The following is a 16,299-nucleotide window of genomic DNA, read 5'->3' as shown; positions in this document are numbered from 1 at the left end:
CGATCGACGACCTGTTCGATCAGATCCGGCGCATTCATTGCCACGTCATCGAGCGGGACTGCGATCTCGAAGATCTGCTCGCCGTACCGCATCTCGACCGACCGCCGGATCATCATGGGGCCGGTGGTGGCGCGCCCCAGCCGCCGTCGTCCCTCCGCCTCCATCTCGGTGAAGAGGCGGCGGAGGGTCTCCGGGCCCACGTGGTGGATCTCGCCCACATGCGTGCGGGCGAGTTCGTAGCGGAGGTCGGTGGCCAGCATCCCCCAGGCCGAGAGGGCGGCCGCCATACGCGGCACGACCACGCGCCCCACCTCCAGCTGCCGCGCGACCTGTGTCACGTGGAGGCCGGCGGCGCCCCCAAACGCGAGCAGCGTGAAGCGCCGCGGATCGACGCCGCGCCGGATCGAGACGATCCTGATCCCCTCCGCCATGTTGGTGGTGACGACGCGGTGGATCCCCTCCGCCGCCTCCACGGTCGAACACCCCAGCCGGCTGGCGATCTGCTCAATCACGCGCTGCGCGGCGGCGCGGTCCAACCGGGTCCGGCCGCCCAGAAAGTTGTCCGGATCCAGGCACCCGAGGACCAAGTTGGCATCGGTGACCGTCGGCGCTTCGCCGCCCTTGGCGTAGCAGGCCGGACCGGGGTCGGCGCCGGCGCTCTCCGGACCGACGTGCAGGATGCCGCCGGCGTCGACCCGCGCGATCGACCCGCCGCCCGCTCCCAACGTGTGGATGTCGAGGCTGGGAAGCGCCACCTTGTGGCCGGACACCACCTTATCTCCGGTCAACGGTGGCTCCCCCGCCTCCATGAGCGCGATATCGCTGCTCGTCCCCCCCATGTCGAAAGTAATGAGATCCCCGCAGTGCAGCACCCGCGCGCAGTACCGGCTGCCGGCGATCCCACCGGCCGGGCCGGAGAGAATCGCGCCGGCGGCGAGGTGCATAGAGTCGTCGATGGTGCCGACGCCGCCGTGCGACTGCATGATGAGCACCTCGCGCCGGTACCCCGCGCGGGCGAGCCTGCCGGCGAGCGCGTCGAGGTATCGAGCGAGCGACGGGCCGACGTAGGCGTTCACCACAGTCGTGCAGATCCGCTCGTACTCCTTGATTTGCGGAAGGACCTCCGAGGACACGGAGAGGTAGGCGCCGGGCAGCTGTTCCGCCACCGCCTCTCGGGTCTCGGTCTCGTGCCGGGGGTTCTGATAGGCATGCAGGTAGCAGATCGCCACCGCGTCGGCCCCCTGTCGTGCCAGGGTGCGGATGCCTGCGCGGAGCGAGACCCGGCTGAGCGGGACGTCGATCGTCCCGTCAGATCGGACGCGCTCGCGAACCCCGATGCGGAGCGCGCGGGGAACGAGCGGAACCGGCGGGGGCATCCGCAGGTTGTAGCGATCGTCCTTCAAGCCCTCCCGCATCTCGAGCACGTCGCGATGGCCTTCGGTGGTGAGCAACCCCACCCGCGCCCCTTTGCGCTCCACGAGCGCGTTGGTCGCCACCGTGGTTCCGTGCACGAGCCGTTCGGTCTCGGCGAGCAGCGAGGCCAGATCTCGCCCGAGGTCTTGCGCAAGCGCGTCCAGCCCCGCCATTACGCCGCGGGACGGATCCTCCGGGGTCGTGGGTGACTTGGCAAGGGCGACGCGGCCGGCGTCATCGACCGCGACCAGATCGGTGAACGTCCCGCCCACGTCGATCCCGATCCGGAACACGTCACCCCGTCCCGGCGCGTCTCAGCGTCGAGGGCGACCGCGTGCGCGGCGCTGCTCGCCCGGGCCGCGCGTGACGGACGGTGACGAATCCGTTCGCGAGATCGGCGGCGCGGGCCGCGGGCGCGCGCAGTGTGGGATCGCCGTAGCCTCCGCCTCCGGAGGATTCGATCCGGAACATATCGCCCGGTCGCACCACGATGCCGACTTCTTTCGTCCGAAGCACTCGGGCATGCCCCCTCGAGATCAGCCGATACCGGTGGGGCAGCCCGTCCTGACCGCCGAAGAGCCCGTAGGGGGCGTGCCGCACGCCATCGCCGGCGGTGTTCGCAACCGCAGGGGCCGTGACGTCGGCCCGCATCTCCAGTACCGATCCAACTCCGCCGCGAAACTTCCCCGCGCCGCCCGAATCGGGCCGGAACTCGTGCCGGCGGAGAAACAGCGGAAACCGGACCTCGGTCACCTCGACGCTCCCGAACTTGATGCCCCCGGCGGCCTGCCCCTCGCCGGCGGTGGGCCACCCGTCGCCCGCGGCGGAGGCACCGCCGCCGCCGCGGGCATGGAACATGTGCCAGATAAAGGGCCGCCCGGTCCGAGGGTCGACGCCCCGGAGCGCAATCCTGAACCGCCGGGACCACCCGGCGACCGCCCGCTCGGGACAGGCGCCCGCCAGCGCCTTGATGATGGCCTCGCCGATCTCCTGGCCGCAGTGGTTGGTGGACAGCGTCACCGGCGCCGGGGCGTGCGGCCACACCACGGTGCCCTGCTTCGCCCGCACTGTCACCGGGCGAACCGTGCCGTCGTTCTTCGGGATGTCGGGATCGATGAGGTACGCGAGCGCCATGAACACGGCCGACATCGTGTTCGGATAGGACGAGTTGACGAACCCCGCGACCTGAGGGGCGCTCTCGGTCAGATCGATGATCAGCGCGCTGTCCGCCTTGGTGACGGTCGCTCGGACGGCGATGTCCCGGGCGCCGTGGCCGTCGTCGTCGAGGATCGCCTCGCCCCGGTACACGCCGTTCTTCCAGGAGCGGATGCAGGCGCGGGTCTGCCGCTCGGTCCCGTCGAGGATCTCCTCGACGGCGGCCGACACGCATTCGGCCCCGTACTCGGCCACCAACCGGAGCAGCCGGCGCTCGCCGAGCCGGGCCGAGCCCATCGACGCCCGGAGATCGCCGAGGAAGTCGCGCGAATGGCGCACGTTCAGGGCGATCATCTGCATGACGTCGTCGCGAAGATCCCCGGCGTCGTAGAGCTTGAGCGGGGGGACGCGGATCCCTTCCTGCCAGATCTCCGTCGCGCCCGGGTTATAGGCGCCGTGGGTGGATCCCCCGATATCGCTCTGGTGCGCCCGATTGATGGACCAGAAGAGCAGGCAGCCGTCCGCGAACACCGGCAGCAGCACGGTGAGGTCGGGAAGGTGGTTGCCCCCGTGGTACGGGTCATTCAGCAGATAGAGATCGCCCGGCCGGATGCGGCCCGAGAAATACTCCGCCACAGACCGCACGGCCCAGGGAAGCGCGCCCACATGGATCGGGACGTGCTCGGCCTGAGCCACCAACCGTCCCTCTCCATCGGTGAGGGCGGTCGAAAAGTCCCGGCTCGAGTTCAAGATCTGGGAGTAGGCGGTCCGCAGCATCGCCTCTCCCATCTCCGCGACGATCGCGACGAAGCGATGCTGGATGACCGACACCGTGATCCGATCGAGACGTGCGAGCACCATCGCAGGCGTGCTCAGGTTTCAAGCGCCCGTTCGGTGGCGCGCACGAACGCGAGGATCTCCTCATCGCCCATCGCGGTCGAGAGACACGCCATGCCGCGCGGAGCGAGGTAGATACCCTCGTTGAGGAGGCCGAAGAACACCTGCCGAAGCCGTCCGCCGTCCCCCGTGCGCATCGTCCGGAAGTCCGTGACCTCTACGCCGGAAAAGTGGAGGTTCAGGAGCGACCCCATCCCCGTCACCTGCGCCGGAACGCCCTTGCGCGCAAACAGCTCCCTGAGGCGGCGGCGGAGATCATCGCCCATCCCGTTGAGGCGGTCGTAGACGGCCGGTGTGAGCTGGCGCAGGGTGGCGAGCCCGGCGATCATCCCGATCGGGTTCCCGTTGAAGGTGCCGCTTTGGGGAATCGGGGGGCGTCCGCCCTCGGGATCGAGCAGCGCCATGATCTCGGCCCTGCCGCCGAACGCCGCCACGGGATAACCGCCGCCGATGATCTTTCCCATGACCGTCAAGTCGGGCGCCACCCCGTATAGGCTCTGCGCGCCGCCGGGCGCCAGGCGCAGCGTGATGATCTCATCGAGGATGAGGAGAACGCCGTGGCGGGCCGTGATCTCGCGCAACGCCTGCAGGTATTCCGGTCGCGCGGGGATCATCCCGCTCGATCCCAGCACCGGCTCCACGATCACGGCGGCCAGATCGTCGCGGTGCCGCCGAACGATCGCCTCCGTGGCGTCGATATCGTTGAAGGGAAACACCACCACGTCCTCCACGACGCGGTCGGGCACCCCTTGCGCGGACGCCAGGGACACGGGGGTGCGCGCGTCGCCCGCCAGGTGCAGATCGGGGCTCACCGAGACGGCGGCATACTCGGAGGTGCCGTGGAATCCCCCCTCGGCCTTGGCGATCTTCCGGCGGCCCGTGAAGGCCCTGGCCAGGCGGAGCGCAAACATCACGGCCTCGGTCCCCGAGCTCGCAAACCGCACGCGCCGGACCGACGGGATCCGCTCGGTGATGGTCCCGGCGAGATCGATCTCGTAGCGGGTCGGCGCCGCGAATGCGCTGCCGCGAGTCACCTGCGCCTGCACCGCGTCCACGACCGCGGGCGGGCAGTGCCCGAGGATGAGCGCGGTGTAGTTATTGGAAAAATCGATCCGCTCGTTGCCGTCGACGTCGTGGATCCGGCACCCTGCGCCATACTCCATGTACGGCGGGAAGGGGTCGAAGTACACCGAGGTCCGCGTTATGCCCCCCGGGAGCAGCAACCGGGCGCGGTCGTTGAGCTCCTTCGACCGGCGGTTGGCCCGAAGGTATTGCTCAAACACCGTCTGCCCGTACACTTTGGCCATCGATGCATCCTCGCGGCGAAGCGTCTGGCGCGCCGGCCCCAGGGCCCGCGGCTGGCTAGGTATTCGAGGGCCGGAGGGGGCATCCTCCGGAGGCCCTCCTGAGGCGATCGAGTGATCGTGGCTGCGCCCTGTAACAATTTTGCAAGAACTCTCTGGAATGGGAATGTGGCCCCCCTCGATCTGGGTATATGAAGGTAGTGAGAATTTTTGAGTCCAGGGAGGACTATGGTCATGGAGACCATTCTCGAGGAGCTGCGGCGGCTCACCAACCCGACCATCGAGGAATTTGTCGGCGCGGTGATCGATATCCATGAGCGCAACCGATTGAACCTCCTGTCCCTATCGCGGAGAACGGCCGGCCCGGACATCGATGACGCGGCCGAGGATGAGGACATCATCCGCGCCTACTGCCTGTCGTACGGTGTGTGGTCGAGGCAGATCGCAGAGACCGGGACGGCGGAACCGCGGTGGCTCGCCGGATAACCAGGCTCGGAGGCCTGCCTAGCGGCCTTCGTCGCCGGCCGATGGTACTACCGCGCTGAGGTCGCAGATCGCATTGTAGTCCGGCTCGCCACAGCTCGGGTCGTAACGGCCTGTCCGGATCAACGCATTGGCCTCAGGCCAGTGGACCGCTAAGGTGCCCGGAGCGATCTCCGCGATCCTCACCTTGCCCCAAAATCTTCCCACCTCTGAGCGCAAGAGGACGGGATCGCCTTTCTTCAGGGTCAGGCGGCGTGCATCTTCGGCCGAGATGATGACGTCATCCCGGTCGGAACCCGTGAGGGGATCGTGCTCACCCCACACCATGCTGTTGAACTGGTTCCCGCGGCGGGTGGTGACGCAGAACATTCCGGGCGGGGTATCGCGTTCCGGCCAGTGAGGAATCACGAAGCGCGCCTTGCCGTCTAGGGTGTTGAAGCGGTAGTCGGCACACAGCCTCGGTCCGCCCCACTGCACCTGGTCCCCCTTCTGGCGGAGCCGCTGGATCCCGTCATAGAGCGGGATGACCCGCGCGATCTCGTCACGAATCTGCGCGGTCGAATCGAAGTGGATCAGATGGCGGCGGTCGCGGCATGCCCGCTCGGCGATGAGCATGGGAATCTCCCATTCCGGTTTGGCGTCGCCGATCCGACGCCCCGGAATCTCCGGGCTGAAGACGATCCGGCGCTCTGTCGTCGTCTCCGTCACCCCGCCCCGAGTCTCGTATCGTGTGGCCGCCGGGAGGATGATCGAGACCTCGACGGGGGCGAGGAGCATCATCGGATTGATCACGATATCCTGAAAGATCTTGACCGGAATGCGATCCAGGGCTTCCCGTACGTACACTGGGTCGGGGAGCGTCTCGAGGAAGTTGCCTCCCACGGAGTAGACCAGGGCGACCTTCCCGTCATGCGCGGCGTTCATGGACGCCGCGGCGGTGAGCCCGGGCTTCCCGGGAACGTCGAAGCCCCAGAACGTTTTCATCGCCGCCATCGTCTCGGGGTCGCCGACCTTGCGCCCCAGCCCGTATGCGTTCGGAACGGCTCCGACCTCGGCACCCCCCTGGACACCCGAGTGGCCGCGTATCGGCATCAGGCCGGTGTGGGGGCGGCCGATGCGCCCCAAGGCAAGAGCCAGGTTGCTGATCGCAAAGACGTTCTGCGCTCCGTGCTCGTGCTGGGTGATGCCCATCGACCACACCGAGATCGACGTCTCGACGCCCGCATAGAGATCCGCAAACCGGCGCATCTCCGCGGCGGTCGTCCCCGCCGCGCGCTCGAGTGCGCCCCACGGCACTGCCCGCGCGTACTGCTGCAGGTCGTCGAACCCGACCGTGTACCGGTCGATGAAGTCCCCGTTGACCCTGTTCGTCTCGATGAGGTGCTTGAGCGCGCCGGTCAGGAACGCCGCATCCCCGCCGACGCCGACCTGGAAGAACGCATCCATGATGCGGGTGCCGAACGCCGCGCTATCCCACGATGACGGGACCCAGTAACGATCGAGGCCTTCCTCGCGATAGGGGTTGACCACCACGACGCGCGTCCCCCGCTTCTTGGCCTCGTCGATGTACTTGACGGCCACGGGCTGATTGTTGGCGAGGTTGGTGCCGATAAGGAGCAACAGATCCGTCCCGATCCAATCGGTGTAGGAACACGTCGTCGCGCCGTATCCAATCGTCGCGTTGAGCCCCGTGGTGCTGGCCGCATGGCACACGCGGGCGGCGTTGTCGACGTTGTTGGTCCCGAGGAACCGGGCGACCTTCTGGAAGACAAAGTAGGCCTCGTTCGTCATGCCCCGGGACGTCATATAGAAGTACATCCGGTCGGGATCTTCGGCCATTACCCGGCGGACCTGCTCGCCGCAGACGGTGAGCGCCTCGTCCCAGGCAACGCGCCGGTAGCCGGGCTCCCCCCGACGCCAGACCATCGGATAGGGAAGTCGTCCCAGCCGCCGCAGCGATTTGGCCGAAAGCCCCCGCAACCGTTCGGGGTGTTCCAGCACCCGGACATCCGCGGCGGGCATCGTGTTGAGCCGAAGCAACTTGAGTCTGATCGTGCAAAGATGGATTCCGCTGATCGTCCAATCGCGCAATCCGACCGTGCCGAGCGCGCATCCGTCGCAGCACCCGTTGTTGAGGATCCGCCAGGCGTAGGCGAGCTGATCGCGGTTCTCGCCGAGCACCTTGGCCATCTCGAGATAGTGGTTGGGCTTCGTGTAGCCCAACCCCATAGGCGAGGGCCCTACATACCGCCGGGATCGCGTGCGGTCGCCGCGCTGGCGGACGGTCACAGGAAGAGGGTTACTCGACGTTGGTGAGCGGTGTTCCGTCCCGCCGGATCCTGTGCGACCCGGTGTACACCGTGAACCGATCGCCCCGCAGAAACCCGACGAGGGTCATCCCGAAGGCACGGGCGAGGTCGCAGGCGAGGCTCGAGGGGGCGGACACGGCCGCCACCAGGGGGATGCCGGCTGCGGCGGCCTTCTGCATGATCTCGAAGCTCGCCCTGCCGCTGACCATCAGCAGGCGCCGGCTGAGTGGGAGCTGGTGCCGGAGAAACGCATCGCCGACGAGCTTGTCCACTGCGTTATGCCGTCCCACATCCTCCCGGGTGGCGAGCAGTTGACCGGCGCTGTCAAAGAGCGCGGCCGCGTGCAGCCCCCCGGTCTTGTCAAAGATCGCCTGCGACCCGCGCAGGGCACCGCCGAGCCGGGCGAACACCTCGCCCTCCACTGCGAACGCGTCGTCGTGGATGGGGCAGATGCCCCGGACTTGAATCGCCTCGATCGAGGCCTTTCCGCATACCCCGCAACTCGAGGTCGTGTAGAAGTTCCGCCGGAGGCGCTCCGCGTCGAACGGCACGCCCGGTCGCAGGAAGACGTTCACGATATTGTAGCGCTGCGCGCTCTCGAGTGTATGGTCCGCGCAGTAATTGATATGGTCGACCTGCCCCGCGTCCCGCACGATCCCTTCGGTGAAGAGGAAGCCCGCGGCCAGCTCAAAATCGTGCCCTGGAGTGCGCATGGTGACGGAGATCTGCACATGTGGCCGGCCGTCGCCGGGGTACAGGCGGATCTCGAGCGGCTCTTCGACCGCCAGCACGTCGTCGCGAATCCGCGCCGCGCCTCCCTGTACCTGGCCGACGCGCCGTCTCGTCGTGCTCGTGCGAGGAGGCTCGGGACCTGGATCGCCCTCCATTGCCGCTAGACGATTGATTGGGGTTGCCACTGCCGACCTCGAGAGGTGACGTCGTCGCGGCCATGGTAGCATCGGCCCAGAAGAGCGTCAATCGATGCCGCCCTCAGGATCAGCGAGGCCATTCCGCTTGTCCTGCCCGTACTCGAGAGCGCACGGCTTCTGAGACCCGCTGGAGCTCCGTCTCCAGCCGCTGCCCGTTCACGCCGTTCACCGCGAGAACCGCAGCGAGCACCTCCCCCGCCGCTGCGCCCGGCTTCTGCGGGCCGACGGTAATGACGGGTCCGGACGGGTGTTGAAAGCCCTCGACGAGCACGAGCGCGGGGAGCTCTCCCCAGATCTGCTCGGCGACGAGGGTCGCAAGGCCCGCGGCATGATCAGGAGAGCGCAGCGGGGCGGTGATGCGCAGCACGGTCTCCGTGGGCCCCGCCAGCACCACCAATGCCGCGCCCGCACCGGCCACGCGGGCGCTGTCGCTCCCCTCGCGGTCAAGGTCGAACCCGTGGGCGGCGTGCTTTACGGCCGCGACGCGGATGCCGTCTTCCGCCAGCCTCCGAACCACATCGACGATCACGGTCGTCTTCCCGCTCCCCGATTCCCCGACCACTCCGATCACGAGTGGGCCCGGGCGGGGCGGGGTGACGACCAATCGATCGCGGTCCTCCTCGCGGTCCAACAACAGCGCCGTGACGCGGGATCCGGCAGGCAGCGGAGGGGATCCCGGTGGGATGAGCACCAACGCGGTGGCGTGGAGCAGCGAGGCGAAGTCGCCGACATCGTCGCCGTCGAGAACCGTGGCCATCGTGCGTCCGGACTCGGCAGGATGCGTGCGTGCCCATAGCGCGCGCATCCGGTCCGTGGGGCGGCCGATCGCATCTGCGAGCGTGACCTGCTGGAGGGGTCTGACCGCGTGCCGCTGCCCTGCCAATCGCGCGAAGAATGGGCGCACCAGCAGGTGGAACGCGGCGAGGCAGGCCACCGGGGTGCCCGAAAGGCCCACGCCCCAGGAGTCGCGTAACCGCCCCGCAAAGAATGGACCGCCGGGCTTGAGATCGACGCGACCGACGATCCGCTGCGCCCCGAGGTCGAGCCAGGTGCGGTGAACCGCGTCGTGCCGGCCGATCGACACTCCCCCTGTCGACAGCACCACGTCGAACTCGTCGCGGAGCGCGGCAAATGCGGCGCGCAACTCCTCCGGAGCATCACGCACGATGCCGCGATACTGGACCTCACACCCGAGGGTGCGGAGCAAGCCGCCCAGGGTCACGGCGTTGCTGTTGAACACCCGCCCGCGCGGGAGCGGCGCCGCCGCCTCGGTCACATCGACCAGTTCGTCTCCGGTCGAGACAAGAGCGATACGGGGGCGGCGGTGCACGCGCACCGTCCCGACACCACACGCGGCCAGGGCCCCGGCACCTGCCGGCCGGATGACCTCGCCCCTCCTGATCAACGGGGCGCCCTCGCGAATCGCCTCCCCGGCGGTGACGATGTGTGTTTTCCCGCTGGGTGGCTGTTCAACCCTCACCTGATCACCGGCGAGACGGACCGCCTCCACGGGCAGGATCCGATCGCCGCGTTCCGGCAGCGGCGCCCCCGTGGTGATCGACCACGCTTCCCCCGGCCCGGGACCGCGGCCCGGCAGGTCTCCCATGCGGACCGCGCCGGTGATCCGGAGGATCGCGGGCCGGCCGGGGGACGCGTCGCGGAGATCCGCGTCGTGGCACACATAGCCGTCCATCGCGGGCCTGGGAAAGTGGGGAACCGGCCCCGGCGCGTCCACATCTGCGGCCGCGACTCGCCCGTCCGCCTCCCAGATGGGGACGGACTCCAACGGCAGCGGGGTCGTCGCCGCCAGCAACCGCTCTACGGCGTCTTCGAGTCGCGACACGCGCCTCACCGTCCTGCCTGACGAGGAGTGGGTCCGGCAGGTGAGTCTATTGTCGAGTCTCTTGTTGGGCCGTGTCAATCCGGCCGTCGGTGCGGGGAGGTGGCGCGAGTGCGAGCCTAGATCAGAACTGTGCGCTGAAGATCACCACGAACCGCATCAACAGCACACCGATCAGCACGCCGGCAAGGACCATGGTACGCGATCCACCCGCCGCGCGGCCGGCAGGCGCCGAGCCCGAACCGGCCGCGACCGCGGTGCGTGGCCTCCCCAGGCCGGCGAGCGGGAGGAGAAGGCTCGCGACCACCAACCCCCAAAATCCTACCCAGGGTCCCGCAAGGGCTCTCGCCAGCGTCCCGGCGCCCGCGAGGTTCACAAAGAATAGGGCGATCAAGACTAGCTCCAACAGCGCAAAGGAGCGGTCCGCAAAGAAAAGGCGGCGCTCGGTCCCCTCCGCCTCCGGGCGATGCCGCGCCAACCAGGAGAGCAGCGCCGCCGACCCGCCCAGGCTCGACGCGAGGAAGAGACCTCCGAGGGCCCAGGTGTCGCTCCAAATCGGCTGGTTCGAGACGCTCAGCAGCACCCCGGTATACGATGCGACGAAGAGACCCAGGATAGACCCCACGACGATAAAAATGCGGCCGATCCCGCCGGAGAGGATACGGGGCAGCGAGAGGCCACCGGGCACCAGCACCTCCAGGAACGAGACAAACGCGAAGACGCCGTAGATCAGCAGCACCCAGCTCCCGACCGACATCGGCGACCAGTACTTAAACACCAGGCCCACGTGGCCGGGCGTGGTCTCGATCAGCATGTGCCAGAAACGGAGCGGCTGCCCAAGATCGATCGAGAGCAAGATGGGACATGCCACGAGCAGCGGAAAGGCCGTAAGGAACCCGATCCTGACAGTTGTCTCGTCGCGAGGACCGCCCCAGATCCTCAGCATGGTCGCCAGCGCATACGTGCCCCCACTGAGCCCGCCGAGGAAGAAATACCCGAGAATGTACCATTCCCAGTGCGGAGGCTGAACGAAGTGCTCTGCCATCGCCTACGACCTCTTCGTCGTGTCGGTCTGGCGGGCCGCCTCCTCAGCCCGCCTGGCTTCTCCCCGGTCGCGGAACGCGACGAGGCCGGCCACCATGCTGAGGGCGGCGGTCACGACGATGCCGAGATAGCTCATCCGGTTGTTGCGCCGCGGGAGGACCGCATTCTGCGCGTTGGGGAGTCCGTAGACCTCCGGCTTGTCCATGAGCAGGAAGAACGCGTTGAGGCCCCCGTAGATCTTGTCGTCCCGACCGTAGAGACTAGCCTGCGTATTACCTTGGGCACGGAGGGTCCCCAGCCGCGCATCGGCCTTCTTCTGCATCTCACTCAGCGGCCCGAACTGAATCGCCTGGGTTGGGCAGACCTTGGCGCAGGCCGGCATCAGGCCACTTTGCAGTCGATCGTAGCAGAAGGTGCACTTGTGCACGGTGCCCGACAGCTCGTTGAACCCGATCACGCCGAAGGGGCAGGCGGAGATGCAGTCCCGACAGCCATTACAGACATCTTGCTGGATGAACACCGTGTCGAACTCGGTCCGGATGATCGCCCCTGTGGGGCACACTTCCAAACAGCTGGCGTGTTTGCAGTGCTTGCACACATCCGAGAACATCAGCCACGCCGCCCCGTTGCCCGTGGTCGCGGGAGCCTCGGGAACCTTGTCGATAAACGCGACGTGGCGCCAGTTCTCCTCGTCGAGCTTGCCCGTGTTGTCGAAGCTGTCGAGGAACACAGGCTTGTTGCCCTTGAGCTGGTTCCACTCCTTGCAGGCCACCTCGCAGGCTTTGCAGCCGATGCAGACGCTGGTGTCTGTGAAGAAGCCTACCGCCTCCGGCATCTTCCCCAGCTCCCTTCAGAGGCCCATGAGATTGGGCACGATCTTCATGACGCCCTGTTCCCTGGCGTACAGATCAAGCGGCACGGCTGCCATCTCATCGACCACCGGAACCGCGCGGGCATCCCGGCTGAGATCAACGTTCAGCAGATAGCGAGAGCAACTCCGGCAGGCATAGATGCTGACGTGCCGAAAGCGCGCGCCGGCGGCCGGCGTCCCGGCGGGAGCGGCCCCCAATCCCCGTACCACCGTGCCTGTCGCCTCGGCCTCGGTGGTGCCCTCCTCGGCAAAGATCGGTAGGTGGTGGGCCTCGGTCTCGCCGCATCCGGCGCAGGTCATGCGTGGATACGCCCACCGCCGGGCGCACCGGGAGCACTCCAGATAGCGACGGGGGGCGACCAGGTCCTCGCCCGTAGAGGCGAGGACGCTGACTTGGGGCAGGCCGCCGCAATGGGGACAGTGGCGCGCATCGCGCGGTCCGTCCCACACTCGGCCGAATGCCTGGCCGAGCGCCTCGAGCACCGGTCCGACCGCGGCGCGAGCCATGTAGCGGTCGACTGCGGACAGTTCCCCGCCGTCGAGCCAGCGCTTCACTTTCTCCTCCCACTGTGCGGTGGACCCGTTCCCTCCAGCTGGAGGCAGATCGGCCACCGCGCGCGCCAGCTTCTGGGGCCCGGTGGCAGTGGTCACCGCTCTCACCATGGGCAGGACGCGGGCGACGGCATAGGGGACTGTCCGAGAAGGATCGGACAATTCCGCCCGGGCCGTTTCATAGGCCCGCTCCTGCGCGTCGAGAAGCGCCGTGTAAAACGTCAGCACCTCTGTGGCAAACGGCCAGCGCTCCGCCAGTTCCGTGGCGCGACGGCGGCGCTCCGTCCACTGCCCAACTGCCGCGGCCTGCGGTCCCATCACATCTTCTCAACGTTCACGAGGAACGCCTTGAACTCGGGCGTCCTGGCGTTTGCGTCACCCACGAACGGGGTGAGCTGATTGACCAGCCAGTGTTTGGACTTCTCCGGGTACAGCTCGGCCGAGATACCGACGAAGCCCCAGTGAATGGGGATGCCCAGCTGCCACACCTTCTTGCCGCCGACCTCCACCTGGCCGAGCCGCTTGGTCACGATCGCGCGCACCTCGATCTTGCCGCGTTTTGACAGCACGCGCACCATATCGCCGTTCTTGATCCCCTTCTCCCGGGCCAGGCCCTCGGGCAACTCGACGAAGGCCTCTGGCTGGAGCTGGACAAGGTGCGGGACCTGCTGGGTGATGTAGTGTTCATGCTCCGTGAGGCGGTAGGTGGTGGCGATGATTGGGAACTCCGCCGCGGTCCCAAAGCGGTTGGGTCGGCCGGCCGCTTGGTCGTAGAGGAAGGCCACGGGCGACGCGGATACCTGGGGATGCAGCGGGTTCTCGATCGGCGACTCGACGGGTTCGTAGTGCTCGGGCAGCGGCCCGTCGAGCAGCGAGTTGCTGAACAGCCGCCCGACGCCCTCGCCGTTCATGATGAACGGCAGCCACGCTTTCGGATCCTTGGGGTCCATCGTGGGAGGATAATCCGGCACATCGCCGACCCACTTCTTGCCCTCCCACTGGATCCCGGGGCGTTTTGGATCCCAGGGCTGGCCATCGAGGTCTGCCGAGGCACGATTGTACAGCACCCGCCGGTTGAGCGGCCAGCTCCACGCCCACCCGGGATAGAACCCCATCCCGGTCGGGTCGTTCTTGGCGGGGTCCTGCACCCCATCGCGTCGCTTGGCGAGATTGCCCGCCTCCGGATAGAAGCCGGTGTAGATCCAGTTGCCCGCGGTGGTGGTGCCATCGTCCTTGAGCGCGGCGAAGGTCGCCAGGCGCTTCCCCGTCTTGAGGTCTTTGCCATTGATCTCCTGGGCGATCTCGTCCAGCTCGGGCTTTCGCGGGTCCTTGTAGTCCATCGTCAGGTGCAGAATCGGGTCTGGGAACTTGCCGTTCTGCTGATCGGCCTGGTACAGTGCCTTGACGCGCTGGAAAAGGTCGGCGAGGACCGATTGGTCATCCCGGGCCTCGCCCTGCGGAGGGATGACCTGGTCCTTCCACTGCACCCACCGACCGCTGTTCGTGAACGAGCCGGCCTTCTCGATCCAGTGCGTGCACGGGATGTGGAAGACCTCGGTCTGGACCTTGCTCGGGTCCATCTCGGGAGCGTGCCAGAACTCGGAGCTGGTGGTCGGGAAGGGATCCATGACCACGAGCCATTTCAAGTTTGCCTGCGCCTGGAGCACCTGGTTGACGTCGGGACCGATGCTCGTCGCCATCATGCCGGAGAGGAACAGCCCTTCCATCTTCCCCCGCAGGGCCTGGTCGAAGATGGACATCCACGAGGAATTCCCGGCCGGCTTGGGGAGATAGTGGAAGGCAAAGTCGTTGTCCTTGGTGGCCGCATCTCCGTACCAGGCTTTGAGCAGGCTCACCGTAAATTTCCGGTAGTTGGTGCCGAAGAAGTTCCAGGAATGCGGGTCGGACTTTTTCGACGCGCTCTTGGCGACGTAATCGCTGAGGGACTTTTGGCCGGGTGCCGGGACGCGCATGTATCCGGGCAGGATATCCCAGGAGATCGCGTTGTCGGTGTTCCCCTGGATGTTGGCGTGCCCGCGCTCGGCGTTCATGCCCCCGCCGGGGCGCCCGATGTTGCCGAGCAGGAGCTGCAGCACGGCGCCCGTCCGAATCATCTGGCTACCGGTGGTGTGATGGGTGAGCCCGACCGCGTACACGATCGTCATCACCTTGTCGGGCCGGCCCATCTCGCCGACGAGCTTCGCGACCCTCAGGAAGTCCTCCGGGGGGATGCCGGTGATCTTCGAGACCATCTCCGGGGTGTAGCGTTCGTAGTGTTTCTTCAGCAGCTGGAACACCGTACGCGGATTCTGGAGGGTGTCGTCCCGCTTGGCGAAGCTGACACCGGCGCCCGTGGAGGGGGCCTCGCCGTGGGCGAGCGCTTCTTTTTGCGTGCGCTCAAAGGCCGCGTTTGCGGCCTCGTCGCCTTCGTACGCCCACGTCGACGTATCGTAGGTCCGCTTGTCCTTGTCGTAGCCGCTGAACAAGCCGTCGGTGAACGCGTAGCCCTCTTTCACGATGAAGGCAGCATTCGTGTAGTGCTTGACGTACTCGGCGTGATAAAGGTCGCTTTGGAGGACGTAGTTGATCAGCCCACCATAGTACGCCACGTCGGTGCCGGTCCGGATCCTGAGGTAGATGTCGGACACCGCCGACGTGCGGGAGAAGCGGGGATCGGCGTGAATGATCTTGGCCCCACCCCCCTTGCCGGGGCCGCGTGCGGGATCTAGCTTGGCGCGCATGAACCACTGGAACCCGACCGGATGCGCCTCCGCCGGGTTGGCGCCGTTGATCAAAATCAAGTCGGCGTTTTTGATGTCCCTCCAGTGATTTGTCATTGCCCCTCTTCCGAACGTGGCGGCCAAACTGACCACCGTGGGGCCGTGTCAGACCCGGGCCTGCTGCTCTAAGTACACCGCGCCCAGGCCGCGCATCACCTTCGTGGCGAGGTACCCTTCCTCGTTGCTGAACGTCGCCCCGCCGGCGAATGCCATGCCTTCCGTCCGATTGACGACATTGCCCGCCGCATCCGTGGCAACAAACGTCCGATCGCGGGTCGCCTTGACATGCTGGGCGATCTTGTCCAGCACAAAATCCCAGGACACCGTCTGCCAGGAGGATGCGCCAGGCGCTCGGTACAGAGGGTGTTCCACGCGCCGGGCCGAGGTGGCGAGTTGCATGGCCGTCGCCCCTTTGGGGCACAGCCGGCCCTCGGTGATAGGACTATCCGGGTCGCCTTCAATTTGCAGGATCTTGACCGTCCCGTCGGCCTCTTTCCGCGTGTAGGCCACGAGCGCGCACCCCACGGCACAGTACGGACAAACTGAGTGGGATTGGGTGGCGCCGGCGATGCGGAGAGTCTGACGAACCTGGTACGCGTGGGCGAGGTCGAACCCCAGCTCTGAGAGGGCGAGCGTGCCCACGCCCACCCCCGTCAGTTTCAAGAAACCTCGACGCGTGAGCGTGGCCACGATCATCCCCCCCAGAAACGTCGTTGGAAGAT

The 16,299-nt window shown here is 67.1% G+C and carries 11 protein-coding genes; 1 reads left to right on the top strand and 10 read right to left on the bottom strand.

All coding sequences use genetic code 11. The features are described 5' to 3' along the window. The 3 genes from VFP86_10700 to VFP86_10690 all read right to left on the bottom strand — a co-directional run. A partial coding sequence (locus VFP86_10700; GenBank protein HET9000106.1) for a hydantoinase/oxoprolinase family protein occupies positions 1 to 1,706 on the bottom strand: 1,706 nt, incomplete at its 3' end. Position 1,707: 1 nt separating this feature from the next. After that, on the bottom strand, positions 1,708 to 3,429 hold the full coding sequence (locus VFP86_10695; protein ID HET9000105.1) for a hydantoinase B/oxoprolinase family protein: 1,722 nt from the start codon (positions 3,427 to 3,429) through the stop codon (positions 1,708 to 1,710). Positions 3,430 to 3,440: 11 nt separating this feature from the next. Next, positions 3,441 to 4,772, bottom strand: a complete 1,332-nt coding sequence (locus VFP86_10690; GenBank protein ID HET9000104.1) for an aspartate aminotransferase family protein — start codon at positions 4,770 to 4,772, stop codon at positions 3,441 to 3,443. A gap of 231 nt (positions 4,773 to 5,003) precedes the next feature. Between VFP86_10690 and VFP86_10685 the strand changes: the two genes are divergently transcribed. Further along, positions 5,004 to 5,255 (top strand): hypothetical protein, encoded by a 252-nt coding sequence (locus VFP86_10685; GenBank protein HET9000103.1) that lies wholly within the window; start codon positions 5,004 to 5,006, stop codon positions 5,253 to 5,255. Positions 5,256 to 5,273: 18 nt separating this feature from the next. Here VFP86_10685 and VFP86_10680 read toward each other — a convergent pair whose 3' ends face one another. From VFP86_10680 to fdnG, 7 genes are all read right to left on the bottom strand, one after another. Next, positions 5,274 to 7,481, bottom strand: a complete 2,208-nt coding sequence (locus VFP86_10680) for an FdhF/YdeP family oxidoreductase (GenBank protein ID HET9000102.1) — start codon at positions 7,479 to 7,481, stop codon at positions 5,274 to 5,276. A gap of 70 nt (positions 7,482 to 7,551) precedes the next feature. Continuing rightward, the gene (gene fdhD, locus VFP86_10675) at positions 7,552 to 8,478 is read right to left on the bottom strand and encodes a formate dehydrogenase accessory sulfurtransferase FdhD (GenBank protein ID HET9000101.1); all 927 of its coding nucleotides are present in this window, start codon (positions 8,476 to 8,478) and stop codon (positions 7,552 to 7,554) included. Between the two features lie 79 nt (positions 8,479 to 8,557). Further along, positions 8,558 to 10,333, bottom strand: coding sequence for a molybdopterin-guanine dinucleotide biosynthesis protein B (gene mobB / locus VFP86_10670; GenBank protein ID HET9000100.1), 1,776 nt, complete (start codon positions 10,331 to 10,333; stop codon positions 8,558 to 8,560). Between the two features lie 121 nt (positions 10,334 to 10,454). Next, positions 10,455 to 11,375, bottom strand: a complete 921-nt coding sequence (nrfD, locus tag VFP86_10665) for an NrfD/PsrC family molybdoenzyme membrane anchor subunit (GenBank protein ID HET9000099.1) — start codon at positions 11,373 to 11,375, stop codon at positions 10,455 to 10,457. 3 nt (positions 11,376 to 11,378) lie between these two features. After that, positions 11,379 to 12,209: a 4Fe-4S dicluster domain-containing protein gene (locus tag VFP86_10660; GenBank protein ID HET9000098.1), complete on the bottom strand. Its 831-nt coding sequence runs from the start codon at positions 12,207 to 12,209 to the stop codon at positions 11,379 to 11,381. A 15-nt stretch (positions 12,210 to 12,224) separates the two neighbouring features. Then, entirely contained in the window at positions 12,225 to 13,115 is an 891-nt protein-coding gene (gene fdhE / locus VFP86_10655; protein HET9000097.1) for a formate dehydrogenase accessory protein FdhE, read from the bottom strand. After that, positions 13,115 to 16,273: a formate dehydrogenase-N subunit alpha gene (gene fdnG, locus VFP86_10650; protein ID HET9000096.1), complete on the bottom strand. Its 3,159-nt coding sequence runs from the start codon at positions 16,271 to 16,273 to the stop codon at positions 13,115 to 13,117. The genes fdhE and fdnG overlap by 1 nt, the downstream gene beginning before the upstream one ends. Positions 16,274 to 16,299: the final 26 nt, after the last annotated feature.

The organism is bacterium (assembly GCA_035703895.1).
Taxonomy (GTDB): domain Bacteria; phylum Sysuimicrobiota; class Sysuimicrobiia; order Sysuimicrobiales; family Segetimicrobiaceae; genus Segetimicrobium.
The sequence above is the reverse complement of the archived record's forward strand: the minus strand, read 5'-3'. Positions and strand labels throughout refer to the sequence as shown.

Bases quoted from the DNA above. Each gene is read 5' to 3' on its own strand.
- VFP86_10695 (HET9000105.1), bottom strand. From the start codon at position 3,429: ATGGTGCTCGCACGTCTCGATCGGATCACGGTGTCGGTCATCCAGCAT.
- VFP86_10690 (HET9000104.1), bottom strand. From the start codon at position 4,772: ATGGCCAAAGTGTACGGGCAGACGGTGTTTGAGCAATACCTTCGGGCC.
- VFP86_10685 (HET9000103.1), top strand. From the start codon at position 5,004: ATGGAGACCATTCTCGAGGAGCTGCGGCGGCTCACCAACCCGACCATC.
- VFP86_10680 (HET9000102.1), bottom strand. From the start codon at position 7,481: ATGGGGTTGGGCTACACGAAGCCCAACCACTATCTCGAGATGGCCAAG.
- nrfD (HET9000099.1), bottom strand. From the start codon at position 11,375: ATGGCAGAGCACTTCGTTCAGCCTCCGCACTGGGAATGGTACATTCTC.
- VFP86_10660 (HET9000098.1), bottom strand. From the start codon at position 12,209: ATGCCGGAGGCGGTAGGCTTCTTCACAGACACCAGCGTCTGCATCGGC.
- fdhE (HET9000097.1), bottom strand. From the start codon at position 13,115: ATGGGACCGCAGGCCGCGGCAGTTGGGCAGTGGACGGAGCGCCGCCGT.